Origin of the sequence: Lentibacter sp. XHP0401, assembly GCF_025751535.1 — a bacterium.
GTDB lineage: Bacteria > Pseudomonadota > Alphaproteobacteria > Rhodobacterales > Rhodobacteraceae > Lentibacter.
In genome coordinates this window covers 164131-186861 of sequence record NZ_JAOWLC010000003.1, presented here as the reverse complement: position 1 = coordinate 186861, position 22731 = coordinate 164131, and the positions used below count along the sequence as shown (strand labels likewise).

At 54.8% G+C, this 22731-nt stretch carries 19 protein-coding genes; 7 read left to right on the top strand and 12 right to left on the bottom strand.

The features are described 5' to 3' along the window. From mnmG to OE750_RS05715, 4 genes are read left to right on the top strand one after another with little or no spacing between them, the layout of a single operon-like run. Positions 1-1872, top strand: a complete 1872-nt coding sequence (gene mnmG, locus OE750_RS05730; RefSeq protein WP_263762372.1) for a tRNA uridine-5-carboxymethylaminomethyl(34) synthesis enzyme MnmG — start codon at positions 1-3, stop codon at positions 1870-1872. Continuing rightward, positions 1869-2474 carry a 16S rRNA (guanine(527)-N(7))-methyltransferase RsmG gene (gene rsmG, locus OE750_RS05725; protein WP_263762370.1) on the top strand — a complete coding sequence of 202 codons (606 nt, stop codon included), beginning with the start codon at positions 1869-1871 and terminating at the stop codon, positions 2472-2474. The genes mnmG and rsmG overlap by 4 nt, the downstream gene beginning before the upstream one ends. Beyond that, complete coding sequence (locus OE750_RS05720; protein ID WP_263762367.1) at positions 2467-3276, top strand: ParA family protein; 810 nt, start codon at positions 2467-2469, stop codon at positions 3274-3276. The genes rsmG and OE750_RS05720 overlap by 8 nt, the downstream gene beginning before the upstream one ends. 9 nt (positions 3277-3285) lie before the next feature. Next, the gene (locus OE750_RS05715) at positions 3286-4173 is read left to right on the top strand and encodes a ParB/RepB/Spo0J family partition protein (protein ID WP_263762365.1); all 888 of its coding nucleotides are present in this window, start codon (positions 3286-3288) and stop codon (positions 4171-4173) included. Here the strand turns inward: OE750_RS05715 and OE750_RS05710 are convergent, their stop codons facing one another. From OE750_RS05710 to rph, 4 genes are read right to left on the bottom strand one after another with little or no spacing between them, the layout of a single operon-like run. Further along, positions 4174-4524 (bottom strand): YbaN family protein, encoded by a 351-nt coding sequence (locus tag OE750_RS05710; protein ID WP_263762363.1) that lies wholly within the window; start codon positions 4522-4524, stop codon positions 4174-4176. After that, positions 4525-5682, bottom strand: coding sequence for a radical SAM family heme chaperone HemW (gene hemW, locus OE750_RS05705; protein WP_263762361.1), 1158 nt, complete (start codon positions 5680-5682; stop codon positions 4525-4527). Continuing rightward, complete coding sequence (rdgB, locus tag OE750_RS05700) at positions 5675-6283, bottom strand: RdgB/HAM1 family non-canonical purine NTP pyrophosphatase (RefSeq protein ID WP_263762358.1); 609 nt, start codon at positions 6281-6283, stop codon at positions 5675-5677. The genes hemW and rdgB overlap by 8 nt, the downstream gene beginning before the upstream one ends. After that, on the bottom strand, positions 6276-6992 hold the full coding sequence (gene rph, locus OE750_RS05695; protein ID WP_263762356.1) for a ribonuclease PH: 717 nt from the start codon (positions 6990-6992) through the stop codon (positions 6276-6278). The genes rdgB and rph overlap by 8 nt, the downstream gene beginning before the upstream one ends. A gap of 112 nt (positions 6993-7104) precedes the next feature. On the opposite strand from rph, the gene hrcA reads away from it, so the two are divergent. Next, on the top strand, positions 7105-8166 hold the full coding sequence (gene hrcA, locus OE750_RS05690; protein ID WP_263762354.1) for a heat-inducible transcriptional repressor HrcA: 1062 nt from the start codon (positions 7105-7107) through the stop codon (positions 8164-8166). Positions 8167-8183: 17 nt separating this feature from the next. Beyond that, entirely contained in the window at positions 8184-8747 is a 564-nt protein-coding gene (locus tag OE750_RS05685) for a nucleotide exchange factor GrpE (protein ID WP_263762352.1), read from the top strand. Here the strand turns inward: OE750_RS05685 and OE750_RS05680 are convergent. The 7 genes from OE750_RS05680 to OE750_RS05650 all read right to left on the bottom strand — a co-directional run bounded on the left by OE750_RS05680 (position 8744) and on the right by OE750_RS05650 (position 20653). Next, positions 8744-10741, bottom strand: a complete 1998-nt coding sequence (locus tag OE750_RS05680; protein ID WP_263762350.1) for a hydantoinase/oxoprolinase family protein — start codon at positions 10739-10741, stop codon at positions 8744-8746. The two genes, OE750_RS05685 and OE750_RS05680, sit on opposite strands and share 4 nt — an antisense overlap. A 45-nt stretch (positions 10742-10786) precedes the next feature. Then, on the bottom strand, positions 10787-11839 hold the full coding sequence (gene queG, locus OE750_RS05675; protein ID WP_263762348.1) for a tRNA epoxyqueuosine(34) reductase QueG: 1053 nt from the start codon (positions 11837-11839) through the stop codon (positions 10787-10789). Between the two features lie 5 nt (positions 11840-11844). After that, entirely contained in the window at positions 11845-12510 is a 666-nt protein-coding gene (locus tag OE750_RS05670; protein WP_263762346.1) for a glutathione S-transferase family protein, read from the bottom strand. 56 nt (positions 12511-12566) lie between these two features. Continuing rightward, positions 12567-13283 carry a monofunctional biosynthetic peptidoglycan transglycosylase gene (mtgA, locus tag OE750_RS05665; RefSeq protein WP_263762344.1) on the bottom strand — a complete coding sequence of 239 codons (717 nt, stop codon included), beginning with the start codon at positions 13281-13283 and terminating at the stop codon, positions 12567-12569. Between the two features lie 42 nt (positions 13284-13325). After that, positions 13326-14237, bottom strand: coding sequence for a Hint domain-containing protein (locus OE750_RS05660; RefSeq protein ID WP_263762342.1), 912 nt, complete (start codon positions 14235-14237; stop codon positions 13326-13328). A gap of 276 nt (positions 14238-14513) precedes the next feature. Further along, positions 14514-19052 carry a glutamate synthase large subunit gene (gene gltB / locus OE750_RS05655; RefSeq protein WP_263762340.1) on the bottom strand — a complete coding sequence of 1513 codons (4539 nt, stop codon included), beginning with the start codon at positions 19050-19052 and terminating at the stop codon, positions 14514-14516. Between the two features lie 167 nt (positions 19053-19219). Beyond that, positions 19220-20653, bottom strand: a complete 1434-nt coding sequence (locus OE750_RS05650; protein WP_263762338.1) for an NAD(P)-dependent oxidoreductase — start codon at positions 20651-20653, stop codon at positions 19220-19222. 217 nt (positions 20654-20870) lie between these two features. On the opposite strand from OE750_RS05650, the gene OE750_RS05645 reads away from it, so the two are divergent. Further along, positions 20871-21677, top strand: a complete 807-nt coding sequence (locus OE750_RS05645) for an undecaprenyl-diphosphate phosphatase (protein WP_263762336.1) — start codon at positions 20871-20873, stop codon at positions 21675-21677. Here OE750_RS05645 and OE750_RS05640 read toward each other — a convergent pair. Next, the gene (locus OE750_RS05640; RefSeq protein ID WP_263762334.1) at positions 21674-22654 is read right to left on the bottom strand and encodes a complex I NDUFA9 subunit family protein; all 981 of its coding nucleotides are present in this window, start codon (positions 22652-22654) and stop codon (positions 21674-21676) included. The genes OE750_RS05645 and OE750_RS05640 overlap by 4 nt on opposite strands. Positions 22655-22731: the final 77 nt, after the last annotated feature.

Below are 22731 nucleotides of genomic sequence, written 5' to 3'. Positions count from 1 at the left end.
GTGTTTCACGTGAAACATTTTGACGTCATTGTTGTTGGCGGAGGCCACGCAGGCACAGAAGCCGCTCACGCTGCCGCGCGTATGGGCGTTAAAACCGCGTTGGTCACCCTTCGTAAGCGCGACATTGGCGTCATGTCCTGCAACCCGGCGATGGGTGGCCTCGGAAAAGGACACCTCGTTCGCGAGATTGATGCACTTGATGGCGTTATGGGCCGCATGTCAGACAAAGGCGGTATTCAGTTTCGCCTTCTCAACCGCCGCAAAGGCCCGGCCGTGCAAGGCCCACGCGCACAACAAGACCGTCAGCTTTATCAACAAGCTATGCTTGCCGAAACACTCTCACGCCCCAATCTAACCGTGATAGAGGGTGAAACAGTTGATTTTCTTATTGAATCTGGTCGTGTTTCCGGTGTTGTTCTGGCTGACGGAGCACAGATAAGCGCTAAAGAGGTTATTCTTACAACAGGAACATTCCTGAGAGGTCTTATCCATATTGGAGATGTTTCTTACGCAGGCGGCCGTATGGGCGACAAGCCATCTATAAAGCTTGCGGAACGTATGGACGGCTTTGATCTGCCAAAAGGCCGTCTGAAAACAGGCACACCCCCACGTCTTGACGGGCGCACAATCAACTGGGGCATCTTAGAGATGCAGCCTGGCGATGACGAGCCATCTATGTTCTCGTTTATGTCAAGCGCTCCCGAGGCGCGCCAGATTTCTTGTGGAATGACTCATACCAACGAAAAAACGCATGAGATCATTTCAAAGAACCTCGAACGATCTGCCATGTATGGGGGTCATATTGAGGGAGTCGGGCCAAGATACTGCCCCTCGATTGAAGACAAGGTTGTGCGCTTTGCTGAAAAGAGCTCGCATCTTATTTTCCTTGAGCCAGAAGGCCTTAACGATCATACAGTTTACCCGAACGGCATTTCCACCTCTCTTCCGGAAGAGGTGCAGCATGATTATGTTCATTCAATCGTCGGGCTGGAAAGCGCGAAAATTTTGCAGCCGGGTTATGCGATCGAGTATGACTATATTGATCCTCGGGCTCTTACGCTTGAGCTGCGTGTCAAATCTGTAGATGGTTTATTTCTGGCCGGACAAATTAACGGCACAACCGGCTATGAAGAAGCTGCCGCACAAGGGTTGGTTGCCGGTCTGAATGCAGCCGCCTCGGTACTCCGCCTTGATCCTGTTCATTTTAGCCGCTCCGAAAGCTATATCGGGGTGATGATTGATGATCTCGTGACGCGCGGCGTGTCAGAACCTTATCGTATGTTTACCTCGCGCGCCGAATTCCGCCTTTCTCTTCGCGCTGATAACGCCGATCAGCGGTTGACACCCCTTGGCATTAGCCTTGGCTGCGTATCCGAGGCACGGAAGGCGTTGTTTTCAAATAGAATTGAAAAACTTGAAGCGGGTAAGGAGCTTCTGGAGAGCAAGACCTTCACGACCGGGCAACTTGCGAACGCTGGCCTTACTATAAAGCAAGATGGAACACGCAGAACGGCCTATCAAATTCTGTCATTTCCGAATGTAGACTTTCAAACGCTTATTGAGATTGATGATATCTTTTCGCAAATAGGTCCTGTTACGCAAGCGCAGCTCAAGAAAGACGCACTATACGCAACATACATAGAGCGCCAGAAGCGGGATGTTGATGCGATGAAGCGAGATGAAGATCAGGAGATTCCATTGAGTTTTAGTTATGAGCGGTTAGATGGACTCTCAAACGAACTTAAAACAAAACTCATGGCCACGCGCCCGCAAAACCTTGCACAGGCTGCACGCATTGATGGAATGACACCTGCGGCTATCGCCCTTCTGCTCGCAAAAATCAGGCAAGCGAGCAGGGAGAAGTCAGCATGAGCGGTGCAGTAAATGTTTCACGTGAAACATTGGAGCGGCTGGAAGTTTATTCCGAGACATTGAAAAAATGGAATCCAAGGATCAATCTCGTCGCAAAATCAACAATCGACGATCTTTGGAATCGCCATATTGTCGATTCTCTTCAAGTTTTAAGCCATATTCCCGAGCAAACACATCATTTGGTAGATTTGGGGAGTGGCGGTGGGTTTCCCGGTTTGGTTATCGCGATTGCGGCAACAGAGAGTGGAAATCCTTCAAAAGTTACGATGATAGAAAGCGATCAGCGTAAATCAGCATTCTTGCGCACCGTTTTGCGGGAAACAGCCACGACAGCTGAAATTATGACGCAGAGAATTGAAGAAACGCCGTCGCAAAACGCGCAGGTAATCACTGCGCGCGCGCTGGCGGATCTTTCCACCCTTCTTGGTTTTGCAGAATTGCACCTTGCACCAGACGGTAAAGCCATTTTTCTGAAAGGCAAAAACTGGCGCTCGGAGCTGGCAACAGCACAAGAGGCATGGCAATTCGATTGGAATGAGATACAAAGTGAAACAAGTGATGAAGCGGTATTGCTTGAAATCAAAGGAATAAAACGTGTCTGATCTCTCGCGCCCGCCTGCAGCCAAAATTATCGCCATCGCGAACCAAAAAGGTGGCGTAGGCAAAACCACAACAGCGATCAATCTTGCCGCTGCTCTGGCTGAATCAGGAAAAAACATACTCCTTGTTGACCTTGATCCACAAGGAAATGCATCGACAGGACTAGGAATTGATCGCGAAGATCGAAATTACACAACCTATGATCTTTTGCTTGAAGATACGCCGCTTGATCAGGTTGTCTTGAAAACCGAAACCAAAAACGTCAGCATCATCCCTGCAACGGTAGATCTCAGCTCTGCCGATATTGAGCTCTATTCAAACGAAAAGCGCACTTTTCTGCTCCGTGATGCGCTAAAACAGGTGGACATAGACACATTTGCTTTTGATTTTATCCTGATCGATTGTCCCCCTTCGCTCAACCTTCTCACCGTAAACGCCATGGTTGCGGCAGATTCAATTCTTGTTCCGCTTCAAAGTGAGTTTTTTGCGCTTGAGGGTCTGTCCCAGCTTATGCTGACCATCCGAGAGATGCGTGAATCGGCAAACCCCAACCTCAGGATCGAGGGAATTGCTTTGACGATGTATGACAGCCGCAACAACCTTTCTCAGCAGGTCGAGCAAGACGCACGCGATAATCTCGGAGATCTGGTGTTTAAAACTGTCATACCGCGCAATGTCCGTGTGAGTGAAGCGCCGTCTTTCGCCATGCCGGTTCTCAGTTATGACCCAAATTCAAAGGGTGCTGTTGCGTATCGGGCGTTGGCCAACGAAGTTATAAAAAATAACGCAAAATCATTGCGATAGGAGCCAGTCATGACTGATAGGAAGAGCAAATCACGTGGTCTTGGGCGAGGCCTTTCGGCGCTAATGGCAGAAATGCCGTCCGAACAGACTACAAAAGAAACGCCCTCACGCCGTAATGATCTTATGGTTCCGATTGAGCAGGTAAAACCGAACCCTGACCAGCCTCGCAGAACTTTTGATGCTGTTGCTCTCGCTGATCTTGCTGAATCTATTCGAGAAAAAGGGGTTATTCAGCCTCTAATCGTCCGTCCCTACCCTGGCGAAGACGGTATTTACCAGATCGTCGCCGGTGAGCGCCGCTGGCGTGCCTCACAGAAGGCTCAATTGCATCAAGTTCCTGTTATCATTAGAGAATTTGATGATGTAGAGGTCCTTGAAGTTGCCATTATCGAGAATATTCAACGCGCAGACCTTAACCCGGTAGAAGAGGCAACCGGATATCGGCAGCTCGTTGAAAAATTTGGACATACGCAAGAGAAACTGGCGCAAGCACTTGGCAAAAGCCGCAGTCACATCGCCAACCAGATGCGACTTCTCACGTTACCTGACTTAGTTCTTACCCTTCTGTCCGAAGGCCAACTTTCTGCAGGTCATGCTCGAGCATTGATTACTGCAGATGATCCCGCGGCTTTGGCGCGTGAGATTGTAAGCAAAGGTTTATCTGTGCGTGCTGCGGAGCAGCTTGCCAAGAAGTCAGGTACACCGGCTACAAAACCGAAAGCCATGTCTACTCCGGTTGAAAAAGACGCTGACACAGTTTCTCTTGAGGGAGATCTTTCGGCCAGTCTCGGTATGAAGGTTACGATTAATCATAGCGCGGGTGGAGAGTCTGGCCAGTTGGTGATCAGCTACAAGACTCTTGATGAGCTTGATGAACTTTGCGGTAAGCTCACCTGATCAATTCGGCCTCGTCCAAAGAAACAGCAGCACGCAAGACAGCGTAACAGCCTGTATTCCAAGCAGCATTGGCCGAAGGCCCATGAGCACCGAAAGCGCAAAGACAGCGACAACCGACACAGTCGCGAGGCGCTTTGCTGTGGGTGCAATCGCCCCGTTTCTTTCCCAGTCAAGAATGGGCGGGCCTAGTTTCGGGTGTGAGATCAACCAGTTGTGAAGGCGTTCAGAAGAGCGGGCGAAAAAGAATGCCGCCAGCAAAAGAAACGGAACCGTAGGCAAAAGCGGCAACACAACCCCAATGAGCGCCGCACCAATACTAAGCAACCCGAGAATGAGCCAAATCAGTTTCATTCAGTCCTCCAGCAACTTTGCCAGAACGGAGTTAAGCACAAACCTGCCTTGCTCGGTTGCTCTCACACGGTCATCGTTTTGAACGATCATACCAAGCTCTTTAAGCTCATCTAGCTTTTTACTATTTAAAGTCTGCCCTGCCAAAGCGGCGTAACGGTCAAGGCTCACACCTTCTGAAAGCCTCATACCCATAAGCAAAAATTCGGTGGCCTGATCGGCAGGCGCCAGTTTTTCACGCAGCTTTTCTCCGGTGCTCTGCTCTGCATTTTCAAGCCAGGCATTTGGCTGAAGGTAACTTTCGGTCGCAAAGCGCCCATGGCCGAAAGAAACTCGTCCATGCGCTCCGGGGCCGATGCCCGCATAATCACCATAGCGCCAATAGATCAGGTTGTGGCGGCATTCCGAGCCAACTTTGGCATGGTTAGAAACCTCATAAGCCAAAAGCCCCGCTTCACCACAAACATCCTGAGTAATCTCATACATCTCTGCCGAAGCTTCATCGTCCGGGAGTCCGCGCAGCTTGCCGGCGTTGTATCTATCGCCAAAAGCTGTGCCTTGTTCAATCGTGAGTTGATAAAGGGAAAGATGATCAACCGCGAGTGAAAGCGCCTCTTTCAGCTCGGCGCGCCACATATCGGGCGTTTGCCCTTGGCGCGCGTAAATCAGATCGAAGCTCACCTTTTCAAAGGTATCGCGCGCAATCTCAAATGCGGCGCGCGCTTCACTCACAGTGTGAATCCGTCCCAAACGGCGCAAATCATCATCGTTCAGAGCCTGTAAGCCCATTGAAATACGGCTCACGCCTGCCTCGCGATATGCCTTAAAGCGCCCCGCTTCCACAGACCCGGGGTTGGCCTCAAGCGTCACCTCAAGATCGTTGGCAGTGGGCCAGGTTTCCTTAATTTTCGCGATCACGCCAGAAACAACTTCGGGCTGCATGAGGCTCGGTGTTCCGCCACCAAAGAAAATGCTCGAAACTACGCGCCCTTGAAGCTCTCGCCCATAGCGCTCAATTTCTAAAAGATAGGCTCTAAGCCAGCGCAACTGGTCGATTTCGCGCACAACATGGCTGTTAAAGTCGCAATAGGGGCACTTGGCCTCACAGAAGGGCCAATGCACGTAAATGCCAAAGCCACCGTTCTGCCAGTCACTACTCAAAACAGCCCTTCACGAGCTTATCAAAAGCATCTTGCCTGTGGCTCATCGCGTTCTTTTCGGCGGGGTCCATCTCGCCGAATGTTTCGGTTTTGCCATTGGGGAGAAACACAGGGTCAAACCCGAAGCCTCTGTCGCCGCGCATCGGCCAAACAACCTGCCCGTCAACACGCCCTTCAAAAACCTCATCGTGCCCATCGGGCCATGCCAAACAAAGTGTCGCGTTAAACGCAGCGGTGCGCGGAAACGGGGCCATCTTCTGGTCAAGCAGCGTCCAGACCTTCTCCATCGCCATGGCAAAGTCGCGGCCCTCGGATGTTTCGGCCCAATCGGCGGTGTAAACGCCAGGCGCACCATCTAAAGCATCAACAGTGATCCCGCTGTCATCTGACAAAGCAGGAAGCCCCGTCGCCTTCGCGGCAAAATGCGCTTTGATCCGGGCGTTACCAACGAAGGTGTCTTCGGTTTCTTCAGGCTCTTCCAGCCCATGTTCGCTTGCCGAGCTAACCTTCACCCCGAAAGGTGCCAGTAGCTCGGCAATTTCGCGCAACTTGCCTGCGTTATGCGAAGCGATAACCAGATGATCACCATCAAACTTACGCACTGGTCGCCGCTTTCTGAAGCGCAACAAGCTCGCTTACGCCTTTGTCAGCCAAGTCCATCAACTCGTTCATCTGCTCGCGGCTAAAGGTCTGGCCCTCGGCTGACATTTGCACTTCGATCAGCTTCTTGCTGCCCGTCATGATGAAGTTTCCGTCAACACCGGCCTCGCTGTCTTCAGGATAATCCAGATCCAGCACAGGCTGCCCCGCATAGATCCCGCAAGACACAGCGGCAACAGGGTCAACCAACGGGTCGGAAACCACGATGCCCACTTTCATAAGCTGGTTTACAGCCAGTTTCAGTGCAACCCAGCCACCGGTGATTGCGGCGCAGCGCGTGCCGCCGTCGGCCTGAATGACATCACAGTCAATCGTGATCTGGCGTTCGCCAAGCGCAACGCGGTCAACACCGGCGCGCAAGGAGCGGCCAATCAGCCGTTGGATCTCAACAGTGCGTCCGCCTTGCTTGCCTGCTGTCGCTTCGCGGCGCATGCGGCTTGTGGTCGAGCGTGGCAGCATGCCGTATTCTGCCGTTACCCATCCAAGCCCCGAGCCTTTCACAAAAGGCGGCACGCGCTCTTCAAGCGTTGCGGTGCACAAAACATGCGTGTCGCCCATGCGGATCATGCAGGAGCCTTCCGCGTGTTTGGTCACATTTGTTTCGATGGTTACTTCGCGCATTTGGTCTAGGGTTCGGCCTGAAGGTCGCATTTCAAATTCCTTTTCTTGTCTCCATCGGGATACAAGCCCAAAGCCCCCAAACACAAGCCCGATTGACCTTTCCCTGCGCGTGCTTCTTAAATGTGAGCCGAAGGAAGCCCGAATGAGCGACAATTCACAGCTACTGGCAGAAATGAACGAGCGCACCCGCGAGGTGTTTCGCCGTGTTGTGCAAGGCTATCTTGATTCAGGTGATCCTGTCGGCTCACGCACCCTCACCCGCACGATGAGTGAAAAGGTCAGTGCCGCTACCGTTCGCAATGTCATGTCTGATCTCGAGTTCATGGGCTTGCTCGGTAGCCCGCACACAAGCGCCGGCCGCATTCCGACACAGCAGGGCTTGCGCATGTTTGTGGATGGTCTGCTCGAAGTGAACGAGCTTGAAACAAACGATCGCAGGAAGATCGACGAGACGATGGGCAAAAATTCGGGCGATGTGTCCGGTCTGCTTGATCGTGTCGGCGCAGCGCTTTCCGGTGTTACGCAAGGCGCGTCTCTTGTTCTTGCACCCAAGCATGAAGCAGCGATAAAGCACATCGAATTTGTCCCCCTCGCCCAAGACCGCGCGCTTGTTGTGCTCGTGTTTTCTGATGGTCACGTTGAAAACCGGGTCTTCACTCCGCCCCTCGGCGCAACACCAAGCTCCATGCGCGAAGCCGCCAATTTTCTCAACGCGCTTGCAGAGGGCAAAACCCTCACAGAACTCGGCACAAGCATCCGTCGTGAAATTGATAATCGCCGGCAAGAGATCGATGTTCTGGCACGCCAGTTGGTTGATAGCGGTTTGGCTGTCTGGGAAGGCAAGGGTGAAACTTACGAGCGGCTCATCGTTCGTGGCCGTTCAAACCTGATTGGCGAGGGTGAGGAAGAGGGCTTAGAGAAAATCAAAACCCTGTTTGATGACCTGGAGCGCAAGCGCGATATCGTCGAATTCCTTGAACTCACCGAAGAAGGTGAGGGTGTTCGTATCTTTATCGGCTCAGAGAATAAACTTTTTTCACTTTCGGGTTCCTCTTTGGTTGTCTCTCCCTATATGAACGCTGATCGAAAGATTATCGGAGCTATCGGGGTCATCGGCCCAACGCGGCTTAATTATGGCCGCATTGTTCCGATAGTCGATTATACAGCGCAGCTGGTTGGTAAGCTAATCTCCAACCGAAGTTAGAATTTAAAGGTGACGACATGGCAGATCGCAAAGAAGACGATTTCCTTGATGATATCGAGCAAGCAGAGTTGGACGAGATGGAGCAAGAGCTTTCCGAGATTCTCCCCGAAGAGCTGGAGCTCGATGAGCTGCGTGCCGAGCGTGACGCACTCAAAGACAAGTTTATGCGCGCGTTGGCCGATGCTGAAAATGCGCGCAAGCGTGGTGACAAAGCGCGCCGTGATGCCGAGCAATACGGCGGATCAAAGCTCGCCCGCGATATGCTGCCGGTTTATGACAACATGAAGCGCGCGCTTGAGTCCGCAACCGAAGAGCAGCGCGCAAGCTCCAAGGCGTTCTTTGAGGGCATCGACCTTACCATGCGCGAGCTGGTCAATGTGTTCTCCAAGCACGGCATGATCGTGATCGCGCCGCAAGTCGGCGAACGGTTTGATCCGAACATCCATGAAGCCATGTTTGAAGCCCCGCTTCCAGGGACAAACGCGGGAGACATCATCCAGGTCTCTGCCGAAGGCTTCATGCTGCACGACCGCCTCCTGCGCCCTGCGCAAGTTGGCGTGTCATCCATGCCCAAAAGCTAATCAGTGATTCGGGGCCGCCCTGCGGCCTCGACCGTCACCAGACCCTCTACAAAAATTTCCCGCGCTTCAACTTCGCTTTGTCGCAACTCGCGTGAAACGGTGGTTTCAATATCCTCGGCGCCCGCGTCTTTCGCGGCCTTTGTCACGGCGTTGCACAGCAAGTTTTCAGCGGCAGCTAAAGCTTGGTCAAGTTGGGTAAAGTCCTGGGGTCCCGTCTCTGCATGTAGACGGAATACTCCCTCGGAAGGGCAGGTCACACTCAAGCTTTGCCGCATCGTCACCCGTCCGACAACAGCGCCAAGCGCATTGGCAACACCGGCATGCTCAGGCAGAATCATCTCACAGCCAAGCGCACGGCCAACGTCAGGGTAATAGGTGGCCGCCGAAGCCCCAAGCCCGACAACAGGCACATTCACTCGCGCACTCATCGCAATCAGCCCGGTGTGCCCCGACAGGCTCGCGCGCAAAAGCTCGTGTTGCGCCAGCCGCGCAGGTTCGCCTTCAAATGTGTTGCTTTCCTCGGCAAAAACAGTCTCTAACAAAGCCAAACTCGTCTGTTCTGTCATTTGCCCCAGAATAAGTTTCGCGAGAACTTCCGGCTCTCTGGCCAACCGTTCCCCGTCGCCCTTACGGCGGCGGCAAAAGAGTTCCAGCGCCAACTGCGCCGCTTCGCTGTTCCAGCTGTCGAGCAGCCCAAGCACATGGCTTGCGTCCGAAGGCGTCACGCCAGACACCTGCACAATCCCGCGTTCCACAAGCCTACGGATCGATTGTGTCTCGATCCGTGTCCGCACGACTTTACTCAAGGGCACCACACCTACAACGCGTTCTAAAACAGACGCATCGCGCTCACTCAGCCCTTCATGGCTGACACCTTCAACACGCTTGATAAACCGCGCGTCAAACTCACTCGGAGCCGGCGCACGAAGTTGCGCTTCCATGGTACTGATAACAAGTTCAGGGTCATCCAGGGCAATCAGGCTCACAGGAAGCACTCGCCGCGGTCCAAGTGTCAGCCCGCCTGCCAACCCCTCGGTGACAAAATGCACCTCACTGTCGCCGCCTAGGCCGCTGGTGCGCATCGCCACAGCCTCAACCATCGTGCGATACGGCCCAACGCGTGCGCCCTCAGGGTCAATTTTCGGCCGTCCGCCGCGCAGCAGTGCAATGTCGGTTGTCGTTCCGCCAATATCGCTTACAAGTGCCTCCTGCGCGCCCGTCATCCACTGCGCTCCGACAATCGACGCAGCAGGCCCGCTCAAAATTGTCTCGATCGGCTTTTCCCGCGCTTGCGCTGAAGAAATCAGCGCCCCGTCGCCGCGCACAACCATCAAAGGCGCTGTTATTCCAAGCTCGCGCAGCCCGTCTTCGGCGCGCACAATCAACTTGTCGATCATCCCGATCAGCCGTGCATTGAGCAAAGCGGTCAGTGCGCGTTTCGGGCCGTTCAGCTTTGCCGAAAGCTGGTGCGAAGCAGAAACAGGCGCGCCTGTTGCTTGCCGTATCATCTCTGCCGCCGCCAGTTCATGTGCTGGGTTGCGTGTCCCGAATTTGCCGGCCACAGCAAAAGCAGAAACACCTGAAACAGTCTCTAACCAAGCCAAAAGCCCCGCTTCGTCCAAGCTATGCGCCTCATTCCCCGCATGGTCATGCCCCCCGGTCAAAACGATATAGGGATCCCCTTTCAGCGCTTCGGTCAGCCCGTGTTTGGCGAGGTCGCTCTCGGGAAAGCCGATATACACCAACCCAACGCGTCCGCCCTGCCCTTCAACCAACGCATTGGTTGCCAGTGTGGTGGAAAGCGAGGCAAGCCCTATCGCGGCTGGGTCAACTTGCGAGGCGTCGAGCACAGCGCGAACGGCCTTGCCAATCCCGATAGCCAAATCATGCCGCGTGGTCAGTGACTTGGCGGAAGCCAGCACCTCTTCTTCGTCACGCAGCAAAACCGCGTCTGTATATGTGCCGCCCGTGTCGACGCCCAGCAAAATGGCCATGTCGTAATCCTGTCCTGTTCGCTCCACAGGTTTAGCCTGTCAGCCTTATCCGTCCTGCCCGTTTGCGGCGCTTTTCAGTCGCTTGCAGGCCCACTCGGCCGCGTCGCGCACGGTTTCATCTTCGTCATTCAGCAGGCTCTTGGCGGTTGCAAGCAAGCCCGCGTTCTCCGAGTTGCCCACTGCGTAAAGCACATTGCGCACAAATCGGTTCCGGCCGATTCGTTTCACAGGGCTGCCGGAGAATTTCTCGCGAAAAGCAGTATCATCAAGCATCGCAAGTTCTGCCAAGGGCGGGCTCTGCAAATCTTCTCGCGGCTTCAAGCGCATTTCTCGTGCTTCCACTGCAAACTTGTTCCACGGACAAACAGCCAGGCAATCATCGCAGCCATAAATACGGTTACCCAGCATTGGGCGCAGGCCTTCGTCCACAGGTCCGTGGTGCTCGATCGTCAGATAAGAAATGCAGCGCCGCGCATCGAGTTGATACGGTGCGGGGAAGGCGGCTGTCGGGCAAATATCAAGACACTTGCGGCAGCTTCCGCAGTTGTCCTGCTCTGGTTCGTCCTTTGGCAAATCAAGCGTGGTAAAAACCGAGCCAATGAAAAACCAGTTGCCCAACTCGCGGCTCACAAGGTTAGTGTGCTTGCCTTGCCAGCCAAGCCCCGCCGCCTCGCCAAGCGCCTTTTCAGGCACGGGGGCGGTGTCGACAAACACCTTCACCTCGCCGCCCGATTCAGCAATCAGCCAGCGCGCGAGGCGCTTTAAGGCTTTCTTCACGAGGTCATGATAATCCTTGTTCTGGGCATAAACAGAGACTGTTCCAGTCTCTTTTCGCTCCAAAGCCACGAGCGGATCGGTTTCGGGCGTATAGCTCACCGCCAGCATGATAACAGAGCGCGCTTCTGGCCAGAGCGCAGCGGGGTTGCTGCGCCAGTGGGTGCGCTCGGCAAGCCAGTCCATCTGTCCGTGGTAGCCCTTCTCCAGAAAAGCCTCCAGCCGCGGTGGCACATGCGGCACGGCATCTGGCGCGCAAATGCGGCAGGCGTCAAAGCCCTCGGCCTTAGCCTGAGCGCGCAGCTTATCGGCCAGCGCGTCCATCGGTTCTAAAAATCAAGGTCGGCGTAATGCGGTGGTGGCGGAAAACCCGGAACCTGATCTGCCAAAATCGAGCGGAACGCCGGGCGAGACTTGATCTTTGCATACCAGTCTTTCACCGTCTCGGAGCGGTTCCAATCGACATCAGAGATGTAATCGAGCGATGAAAGATGCGCTGCCGCTGCAAAGTCGGCCAGCGTCATGTCATTTCCTGCAAGCCAGCGGCGCTGTTCCAGAAGCCATGCCAGATAATCGAGGTGAAACTTGATCGCTTTCGCACCGGCTTTCACGTTTTTACTGTCGGGGTAGCCTTGCCCCATCACTTTCTTGTTTACCCGTTCGTAAACAAGGTTCGCTGTGACTTCGCGGTGAAACTTGTCATCAAACCAGCCCACGAGCCTGCGCACTTCGTAGCGGTCTTCCGGCTTCTTTGGCATCAACGAAATTTCGGGGTAAACTTCTTCAAGATACTCGCAAATCGCAGAGCTCTCCGACATGGTGCGCCCGTCAATCTTGAGCACGGGCACTTTGGCTGCAGGGTTGCGGCGTAAGAAATCGGCATCTTTTTCCCAATAACGTTCTTCGATGAGCTCACATTCAATCCGCTTTTCGGCAAGGCTCAGACGCACCTTGCGGCAAAACGGAGAAAGCGGAACGTGAAACAATGTAGCCATGGAGAAGCGCTCGAAATGTTGGGACTAACCTTCAATGCAACTTTAGCGCCGGAGTTTCAACTCTCGAAACAGTCTGCACGCCCGTCTCGGCGGATTGTCTCGGCTCCGTCAATGATTTGTGAGGTGCGTTTGCGCACATAGTTCGAGGGCCGCGAGGCCGAGCGATCCTTGGGCGCGGGCAAAATGGCGGCTAACCTTGCGGCTTGCAGCGGGCTCAGCTTGGCAGGGGTGACACCGAAATAATGCTGTGAGGCGGCTTCAATACCGAAAATACCTTCGTCAAACTCCGCCACATTGAGATACACTTCCAAAATGCGCCGCTTGCTCCAGAACAGCTCAACCACGGGAGTCAGAACAGCCTCAAGTGCTTTCCGGCTCCAGTTGCGCCCGTGCCAGAGATATGCGTTTTTCACAACCTGCTGGGTCAGCGTCGAAGCGCCCCGCCCCGTGCCATCGGCCAAAGCAGCGCGAATGGCGTTCATATCAAAGCCCCAATGTCCGCAAAAGCCCGCATCCTCCGCCGCCACAACCGAGCGCAGCATCACAGGCGCGATGCGGTCAGCTGAAACCCAGTGATGATCAATACCGCCAAGTCGCTTGGCCTCTTGCCGCATGTAATGACCCTTTGGAGGATTAAGCACGCTATGCGCGGCAACCACTCCGACAGGCACAATCATAGCAATTAGGCACAGCCGTATAACCCACCGCTTGAGCCACCGCAGGGGCTGGAACTTACGCTCCGGTTTTGCTTTGGGTTTCGTTTTCTTTGCCACGCAGCCTCTATACGTTGCTCAGCCGTTCTGGAAAAGTGCCAATCAGGCCGCCATGAGGCCCGCTTCAAACCCGCACAGTTCGGGGCGTGCAAGAACCCAGTTTTCACCATCTGGCAGGTTCATTTCAGGGAACAACTCGGCAAGCTCGGCGCCGGCGTCATCGTTGACCAAGCGCGCGGCATGGCCGGGAAAATAGCTCTCCGAGTAAACACCATGCGCCTCGATAATTTCATGGGCATCAAACAAAAGGTGCATATAAGTGACGCTACCGCCCTCAATGCGCGTTACGCTTGTGCCGTTCACCAAATGCTTGGCCGCAATCAGCACTTCGCTTTCACCTGTCAGCAACTCTGCTTGCCAGCCAGTTAAAAGCATCCTGTGCTCGGGCGAAACAACAAGTTCCTGCACGTTTCCAATCGCTCCCTTGGCAAAGCGCACCGGCGCGTGTTTTCCAGTGTGCCGCAAAACGGTTCTGCCAATCCAGCGGATAGGTTTGGGTGCTCCATCAAGAGTGTTCACAAGGTCGCCTTCGCGCAAGTCCTCAATCAAGACTGGGCCATAAGGTGTTTCAATCGTTGTGCCTTCAGTAAAGCAAGCCGGTCCAAGCTCCGGAGCGTAGAGCGGTCCCTCAGAGCTTACAAAGGTCGAGCTCACAAATGTGCCGCTCTTTAGCGGCTGGCCGTCTTCAGGCGTGAAAACTCGTTGTCCATTGGAAAGATAGAATGTTGTTCCGGTGTAAGTAACGTTGCCAACCCCCGGCACATTCACGGTTACGGTGTCGCCCGAGTAAGAGGATGAAATATCGACGCCGGCAACATTGTCATTATCATTTCTGTCGAAATCACCGTCACCGTTATTATCGGTGATGTTCATGACACTGTAGTTCAATGTCGTTCCCGTGCCTGGCGGATTCGCCGGGTCCATAATAAAGAATCGCGTTGAGTATGTGGGCATTCGCCTCATCCTTTGACTGCTCAAGGCCTATTCTGGCTGGTCAAAGGGGCACTAAAGTGGAAACAATTAGATTTAATTCACGAAACAATGTGCATTACGCAATATTTAGAATATTCCAAAGCATTGTAAATTAAGGTTTTTACTGAGCCTTGAAAGAAAACGCCAAATTCTCGACACAGTTGGCGAGAATTTGGTCACAATCTACTGTCTCCAAGAGAGAAACAAAAAGGGCAGCTCAAACCCGAGCTGCCCCTTCGTAACTATCGCAGACAAGCTTTACTCCGCAGGCACAGCCTCGCTCTCGTTTGTGAGCGGGTAGGCCAGCTTGTTAAGCATTTCCTTGGGGCAAATCTGGATGAAGTTCTGCTTCTCGATGTCCCAATGCTGCAAGATGTCGATGGCCTTGCGGCTGCCTGTTTCTTGCGCATGGCGTTCAACAAGCTCTCTGAGCTGGTTTTCCCAATGGGCAATACCCACAGGACATGTCACCAATGTTTCAAGGTTCATCAGGTTTTCGGCCTTGCCCTCGGGGTCGTATACATAGGCCATGCCGCCTGTCATCCCCGCGCCAAAGTTTGCGCCGATGCTGCCAAGGATGACGGCCACACCGCCTGTCATATACTCACAGCCGTTGCTTCCGCAGCCTTCGATAACCACTTTCGCGCCCGAGTTGCGCACAGCAAAGCGCTCACCCGCACGGCCGGCTGCAAAGAGGCAGCCGTCAGTTGCGCCATAAAGAACAGTGTTGCCGATGATGGTGTTGTCAGAGGCTGTCAGCTTGCTTGCCATAGGCGGACGCACAACAATCGTTCCGCCTGAAAGGCCTTTACCGACATAGTCGTTGGCATCGCCGCTCACTTCAAGCTTGAGGCCGGGCGCGGCAAACGCACCAAGAGATTGCCCTGCGCTGCCTGTCAGTTTCACGGTCAGGTGGTTTTCCTGCAAGTTGTTCCGCATACCGAACTTGCGCACAATATGGCTGGATGTGCGCGTGCCGACCGTGCGGTGTGTGTTCTGCACGGCGTAGGAAAGCTGCATCTTTTCACCGTCTTCCAAAAAGCGCTGCGCATCGCGCACGATTTCGGCATCAAGCGTATCTGGCACAGCGTTGCGCGGGCGGTCACGGTCATAGGTAATCGCTTTGGCACCATCAACAGTGATCAGCAGGGGGTTCAGGTCAAGGTCGTCAAGGTTATCAGAACCCCGGCTCACCTGGCTCAAAAGGTCCGCACGCCCAATCACTTCATCAAGGCTTTTTGCGCCGATCTCGGCCAGAATTTCCCGCACCTCTGTCGCGTAGAAAGTGATCAGGTTCACAACCTTGTCGGCATTGCCTGTAAACTTGGCGCGCAGCGCTTCGTCTTGGGTGCAAACGCCCACGGGGCAGGTGTTGCTCTGGCACTGGCGCACCATGATACACCCCATTGCAATCAGCGCAGCCGTTCCGATGCCATACTCTTCCGCACCCATCATCGCGGCCATAACAATGTCACGCCCCGTGCGCAGCCCGCCATCGGTGCGCAGCGTTACGCGCTCGCGCAGCTTGTTCATAGCCAGAACCTGGTGCGCTTCGGTCAGCCCCATTTCCCATGGCAGGCCAGCAAACTTGATGCTGGTCGCAGGGGAGGCACCTGTGCCGCCGTTGTGTCCCGAGATCAGGATCACATCGGCCTTGGCTTTGGCCACACCCGCCGCAATCGTCCCGACTCCTGATGAAGCAACCAGCTTCACAGTGACCTTACAGCGCGGGTTGATCTGCTTCAGGTCATAGATCAGCTGTGCGAGGTCTTCGATCGAGTAGATGTCGTGGTGCGGCGGCGGAGAAATCAGCATCACACCGGGGGTCGAGTGCCGCAACCGTGCGATGAGGTCTGTCACCTTCATCCCCGGAAGCTGCCCGCCTTCACCCGGCTTCGCGCCTTGTGCGACCTTGATTTCAAGTTCTTCACACTGGTTCAGGTATTCCGCCGTCACGCCAAAGCGCCCTGACGCAACCTGCTTGATCTTTGCGGAAGGGTTGTCGCCGTTCGGCTCGGGGTGGAAGTGCGCGGGGTCTTCACCGCCCTCACCACTGTCTGATTTCGCACCAATACGGTTCATCGCCACGTTCAGTGTTTTGTGCGCCTCGGGCGAGAGCGCGCCAAGGCTCATGCCGGGTGTGACAAAGCGTTTGCGGATGCTGGTGATGCTTTCCACCTCCTCAATGGGGATAGATTTGCCTAAGGGTTTGATCGCCAGCAGATCACGCAAATGAATAGGCGGATTTGCCTGCATTGCCTTGGAATACTGTTTCCACATCTCATAAGAAGCACGGTTGCAGGCGCTCTGCATGATATGCATCGTGCTTGCACCCCATGCATGTGTCTCACCTGATTTGCGCGCTTTGTAAAAGCCGCCGATAGGAAGCACATCAATGTCCGAAGCAAAGCCTTTGGCATGAATTGAAACTGCTTTTGCCTGAATCCCGCGAATACCGATGCCCGAGATGCGGCTCATCAATCCTGGGAAATATTCGGCACACATAGCACGTGACAGGCCCACCGCCTCAAAGTTCATACCGCCACGATAGGAGCTGATAACGCTGATCCCCATCTTCGCCATAATCTTGAGGAGGCCTTGGTCAATAGCCTCACGATAGCGCGCCATATTCTCGGTGAGCGTGCCCTCCAGAAGGCCACGGCGGATACGGTCGGCCACGCTGTCTTCGGCAAGATAGGGGTTCACGGTCGTCGCGCCACAGCCGACAAGCACAGCGAAATAATGCGGATCAATACACTCCGCCGAGCGCACATTGAGCGAGCAGAATGTGCGCAGCCCTTTGCGTGTCAGCCACGAGTGCACGGCGCTTGTCGCCAAAATCATAGGGATCGCCGAGCGCGCATCGTTTTGCAGGTGGTCCGTCAGAACAAGGTGTCCGGCACCCGAGCGCACAGCATCTTCCGCCCGCTGGCGGATTGCTTCAAGCGCATCGCGCAAAGCATTCTCGCCTTCGCTTGCATCAAATGAGCAGTCAATCTCGACAAGATCGGCGTTGAAGTGGCGGGTCAGCTCGTCCCATTGCGCATTGCCCACAAAGGGGCTTTCAAGCACGATAATCTCGGTCTGCGCGCTGCTTTGGTCGAGCACGTTCTTGAGGTTGCCAAACCGCGTTTTCAGGCTCATCACCCGAAATTCGCGTAAAGAGTCGATCGGCGGGTTTGTCACCTGTGAGAAGTTCTGGCGGAAGTAATGCGACAGCGGGCGATACTTCTTTGAAAGCACCGCGCTGGGTGTGTCATCGCCCATCGAGGCCAGCGCTTCCTTGGCGTCTTCACACATCGGAGCAAGCATCTGCTCAAGCTCTTCCATGGTGTAGCCCGCCGCGATCTGCCGTTTGCGCAGCGCTTCGCCTTCAAACATCGGCTCTTCTGTCACCGCCGCCAGAACATCGCCCAGCTCGGTGATCTTACCGACCCACTCCCCAAATGGCTGAGCAGCGGCGAGCCTGTCTTTCAATTCGGTATCGTGAAAGAGTGCGCCTTCTTTCATATCCACAGCAATCATCTGCCCCGGACCAAGCGCCCCTTTTTCAACAACACCCGCCTCGTCAATCGGAACCATTCCCGCCTCGGAGCCGGCAATCAGCAAGCCGTCGCCAGTTACAACATAGCGCATGGGGCGCAGGCCGTTGCGGTCAAGCCCCGCACATACCCAGCGGCCATCCGTCATCGCAAGCGCGGCGGGGCCGTCCCATGGTTCGATTACAGAGTTGCAATAGCTGTACATATCGCGCCACGCTTCGGGCAGCTCGACAGCCTGCTTGCTCCAGCTTTCAGGGATAAGCATGGTCTTCGCCATCGGCGCATCACGCCCCGCGCGGACCAAGACTTCAAACACCGCGTCCAAAGCAGCAGAGTCCGAAGAGCCGGGCTGCACAATCGGTTTAATATCTTCCGCCAAATCGCCAAAGAAGCTCGAAGCCATGCGAATTTCATGGCTTTTCATCCAGTTTACATTACCCTTGAGCGTGTTGATCTCGCCGTTATGCGCCAACATGCGGAAGGGTTGCGCCAGCCACCACTGCGGGAAGGTGTTGGTTGAATAGCGCTGGTGGTAGATCGCAAAAGCACTCTCGAAGCGCTCGTCCATCAAGTCGGGGTAAAACTCCGCAACTTGCTCGGCAAGCATCATGCCTTTGTAAATAACCGAGCGGCACGATAGCGAGCAAACATAAAGCCCCTGAATACCGGCCGCAGTGACAGCCTTCTCGATACGGCGGCGGATCACATAGAGCTCACGCTCGAACTGCTCTTCATCAACCCCTTTGGAATTGGAAATCAGGATTTGCTCAATCTCGGGGCGCGTTGCATTGGCCTTCTCGCCGAGGCATCCGATCTCGACAGGCACATGTCGCCAGCCATAGATATAATACCCCATGCGCAGCACTTCGGTTTCAACAATCGTGCGGCAACGCTCCTGTGCGCCAAAGTCGGTGCGGGGCAGGAAGATCTGGCCAACAGCGATCAGCTCGTCCATGCGCGGTTCGTGGCCCGTGCGGCGCACCATGTCGTAAAAAAAGCTCGCAGGAATCTGCACATGAATGCCTGCGCCATCGCCTGTCTTGCCGTCGGCATCCACAGCGCCCCTGTGCCAGATCGCTTTGAGCGCGGCGATACCGTTTTCCACAACCTTGCGGTTCGGCGTGCCATCAAGCGAAACAACAAGGCCTACGCCACAGGAAGAGTGTTCTTCCTCTTCGCGGTAAAGCCCGTTCTCGGCCATCCACTTGCGCTTGGCTTCTTCTTCACGCACCCAGTTTGCATCATATGTGGTCATGGCTTCAGTCCTCCTTGCGCGTAAACGGCGCGATCGTTTTGTTCGTTAGGTCAGGCAAGCTGCCTCTTGGTGTAGCGTGCGCCGCTGTCACGTTCGGCGCTTGTCAAAACCTGTTTTGGCGGTGCACGGTTTGTGCACGCATGGTGCACGCCTTTCACCCCCTGGAATCACTCCGCTGCGAGAGTGTTAACAGCGGCAAATTTGTTGAGGATAGCATCGGCACAGTCGCGGCCATCCCTGATCGCCCAGACAACAAGAGAAGCGCCGCGCACGATATCGCCAATGGCATAAACGCCCTCAAGTTCTGTTGCGCCTGTTTCGTATGCGGCCTTCACTGTGCCCCAGCGGGTTACGGGCAATTCTTCGCAACCCCAAAGCACTGGCAGGTCTTCCGCCTCAAAGCCAAGCGCCTTGATAACGAGGTCCGCCGCTTCGTTATAATCGGCCCCGTCGATAACTTCTGGGCTTTGCCGCCCGCTCACGTCAGGTGCGCCAAGGCGCATCTTCTGCACCTTCACAGCGTTCACAGGGTTTCCAACAAAACCAGCAGGTGCCGCCAGCCATTCAAAGATCACGCCTTCTTCCTCGGCGTTGTTCACCTCGCGCTGGGAGCCGGGCATGTTGGCACGGTCACGGCGGTAAAGGCATTTCACGCTTTCGGCGCCTTGGCGGATCGCTGTGCGCACACAGTCCATCGCCGTATCGCCGCCGCCGATGACGACAACTTTTTTGCCGGCCGCATTCAACTCTCCACTTTCATACTCTGGCACAGTGTCGCCAAAGCTCAGACGGTTCGATGTGGTGAGATAGTCAATCGCGTTGACAATACCGTCCGCTTGCGAACCTTCGCCGCTCAGGTCTCTTGTTTTATAGACGCCTGTCGCAATGATGACGGCATCATGCTGTCCGCGCAGCGCGCCAAAAGAAATGTCTGTGCCGATGTTGCAGTTGAGCTTGAAGGTCACGCCGCCTTGTTCAAGCTGGTCGATGCGCCGCATGACAACATCTTTTTCCAGTTTGAAACCGGGGATACCATATGTCAGCAACCCGCCTGCGCGGTCATAGCGGTCGTAAACTGTCACTTGAATGCCTTCAGCGCGCAGCCGTTCTGCCGCCGCAAGCCCGCCGGGCCCCGCGCCGATGATTCCGACGCTCTCGGCGCGCTCATGCGCAGGCTTTACAGGCTCGACCCAGCCGTTTTCCCAAGCGGTATCGGTAATGTATTTTTCCACCGCGCCAATGGTTACAGTCCCGTGGCCCGACTGTTCGATTACGCAATTGCCCTCGCAGAGGCGGTCTTGCGGGCAAATGCGCCCGCAGATCTCGGGGAAAGTATTTGTCGCCTGGCTCAGCTCGTAGGCTTCCTTGAGGCGGCCGGTGGCCGTCATCGCGAGCCAGTCGGGGATATTGTTGTGCAGCGGGCAATGGTTCTGGCAATAAGGCACACCACACTGGCTGCAACGGCTCGCCTGCTCTTCGGCCTTGGCCTTAGCATATTCTTGATAAATTTCGCCGAAGTCTTGTTTACGCGTTCCAGCTGCCCGCTTCTGGGGCATGTCACGTTGTACAGACACAAATTTCAGCATTGGTTGCTTTGCCACAGCCAAATCTCCCTCTTCTCGTTACAAAGCCTCATAAAGCACCGGAAAAACAAAAGAAAGTCATATATGCTGACCTATTGTTAGAAAAAACGAGAGGTGCCTGATGAAAATGAAGTTATTTTCAGAATATTAGGACCACTTCGGACCCATCAAGCGACTTTCCTTTTTCTCACAGCTCTTTATAGCTGCCTAAAACCCAAGCAGAGCAGGTGGGCACATGCCGTTTTATCTACTGATTCTCGTTGCGCTGGTGCAGGGCATCACCGAGTTTTTGCCCGTCTCCTCCTCGGGTCACCTCATCCTGATTTCGCAACTCTCCAGCGCTCCCGACCAAGGTCAGGCCATTGATGTAGCTGTCCACATCGGCACGCTTTTCGCCGTGGTCATGTTCTTCTGGCGTGATGTTTCACTGGGCCTCGCGGGCATCCCTCGCATGCTCACAGGCCGTATTGATACGACAGGCTCAAAGCTCGCTTTCCTTCTGATGATAGCAACCATACCCGCCATTGCCTTTGGCCTCATCCTCAAACTCACAGGCCTCAACGATGCCATGCGCTCGATGACAGTGATCGGCTGGACAATGCTGCTCTTTGGCCTGCTCCTCTACTGGGCCGATCAGCGCGGCAGCGTTGAGAAAACCGATGCAGACTGGAATACGAAAGACGCTATCAAAATGGGCCTCTGGCAAGCTGTTGCACTCATCCCCGGCACATCGCGTTCTGGCATCTGCATCACAGCGGGCCGTATGCTTGGTTATTCCCGTCAAGACTCAGCCAAGCTCGCCATGCTCATGTCGATCCCGACAATCATCGCCAGCGGAGTGTTTTTGGGAATAGAGGTTGCCGCAACGGCTGATGCCCAAGTCGCCCGCGACGGAGCCATCGCTGCGGTCATGTCCTTTGTCGCGGCCCTGTTCGCGCTCAGCATCATGATGCGCCTTTTGCGCAGCGTCAGTTTTACACCCTACGTGATTTATCGCGTTGCGCTGGGTGTTGTGCTGCTGGCTATCGCCTATAGCACCTAAACCTTAAGGTTTTTCGCCGAGTCACGAATTGCGTCATACTGCCCCGAAGGGCGATAGCGCCACAGATAGCCGTCAATAACAGCCTCGGGTGCGGTTGCTACAATACCAAGATCCGCCAGCGTTTTCGCGTCGTCTTGCACTACATTATCTGTTTGTAATTGCTTCACCTGATCACGTGTGATCAGCCCGTTCTTGACAAGGCCGAAGGTCATGGTTTGCATCAAGTCAAAACCCCATGCCATCAGTTTGGCCATAAACATCGGTGCGTTAAACACAGGCTTCGTGCGGTGAACCTCGGCTAGAATATCATCAATCCATCCGCGAAGGCTCTTCACCTCGGGTCCGCCCAGTTCGTAAATACCAGCGGCCTTGCCTTCAACACCCATAACAGCCGCAGCCGCAACATCTGCAACATAGACAGGCTGGAATTTAGTGCTGCCGCTGACCAGTGGAAAGATCGGTCCCATACGGGACATGCTGGCAAAGCGGTTAAAAAACCCGTCTTCCGGTCCGAATATAACAGAAGGTCGCAAGATCATTGCATTGGGGAATTGCGCAAGAATTCCCTCCTCGCCCGCGCGTTTGGTGCGGGCGTATTCGCTCTTTTCGTCGCGGTCTACGCCAAGTGCGGAAATATGCACCAAGCTCTTCACCCCATGCGCTGTCGCAATCCGTGCGACGCGCTCGGCGCCCTCGGCTTGTACCGCGTCAAAGTTGTTCTTTCCCTTACGATCAAACGTGCCAACACAGTTTACAACAGCATCCGCACCGCGCGTTACAGCATCGACGCTTGCATCGTCGCGGATGTTGCAAAACACTGGCTCAACCTGACCTACCGCGCCGTAAGGGCGCACAAAAAGCGCCTCGTTCGGGCGGCGCACGGCGACACGTACACGCCAGCCTTTCATAGCAAGCTGTTGCGCAATATAACGCCCGACAAATCCCGAGCCGCCAAATATGGTCACTAGCTTTGTCATCGTAAGGCCTCCGTTTGGCATAAAACTTGCCTTTTGTTACGCGCGCTGGCGGCTTTGGGCAAGGTGATATGAAGACT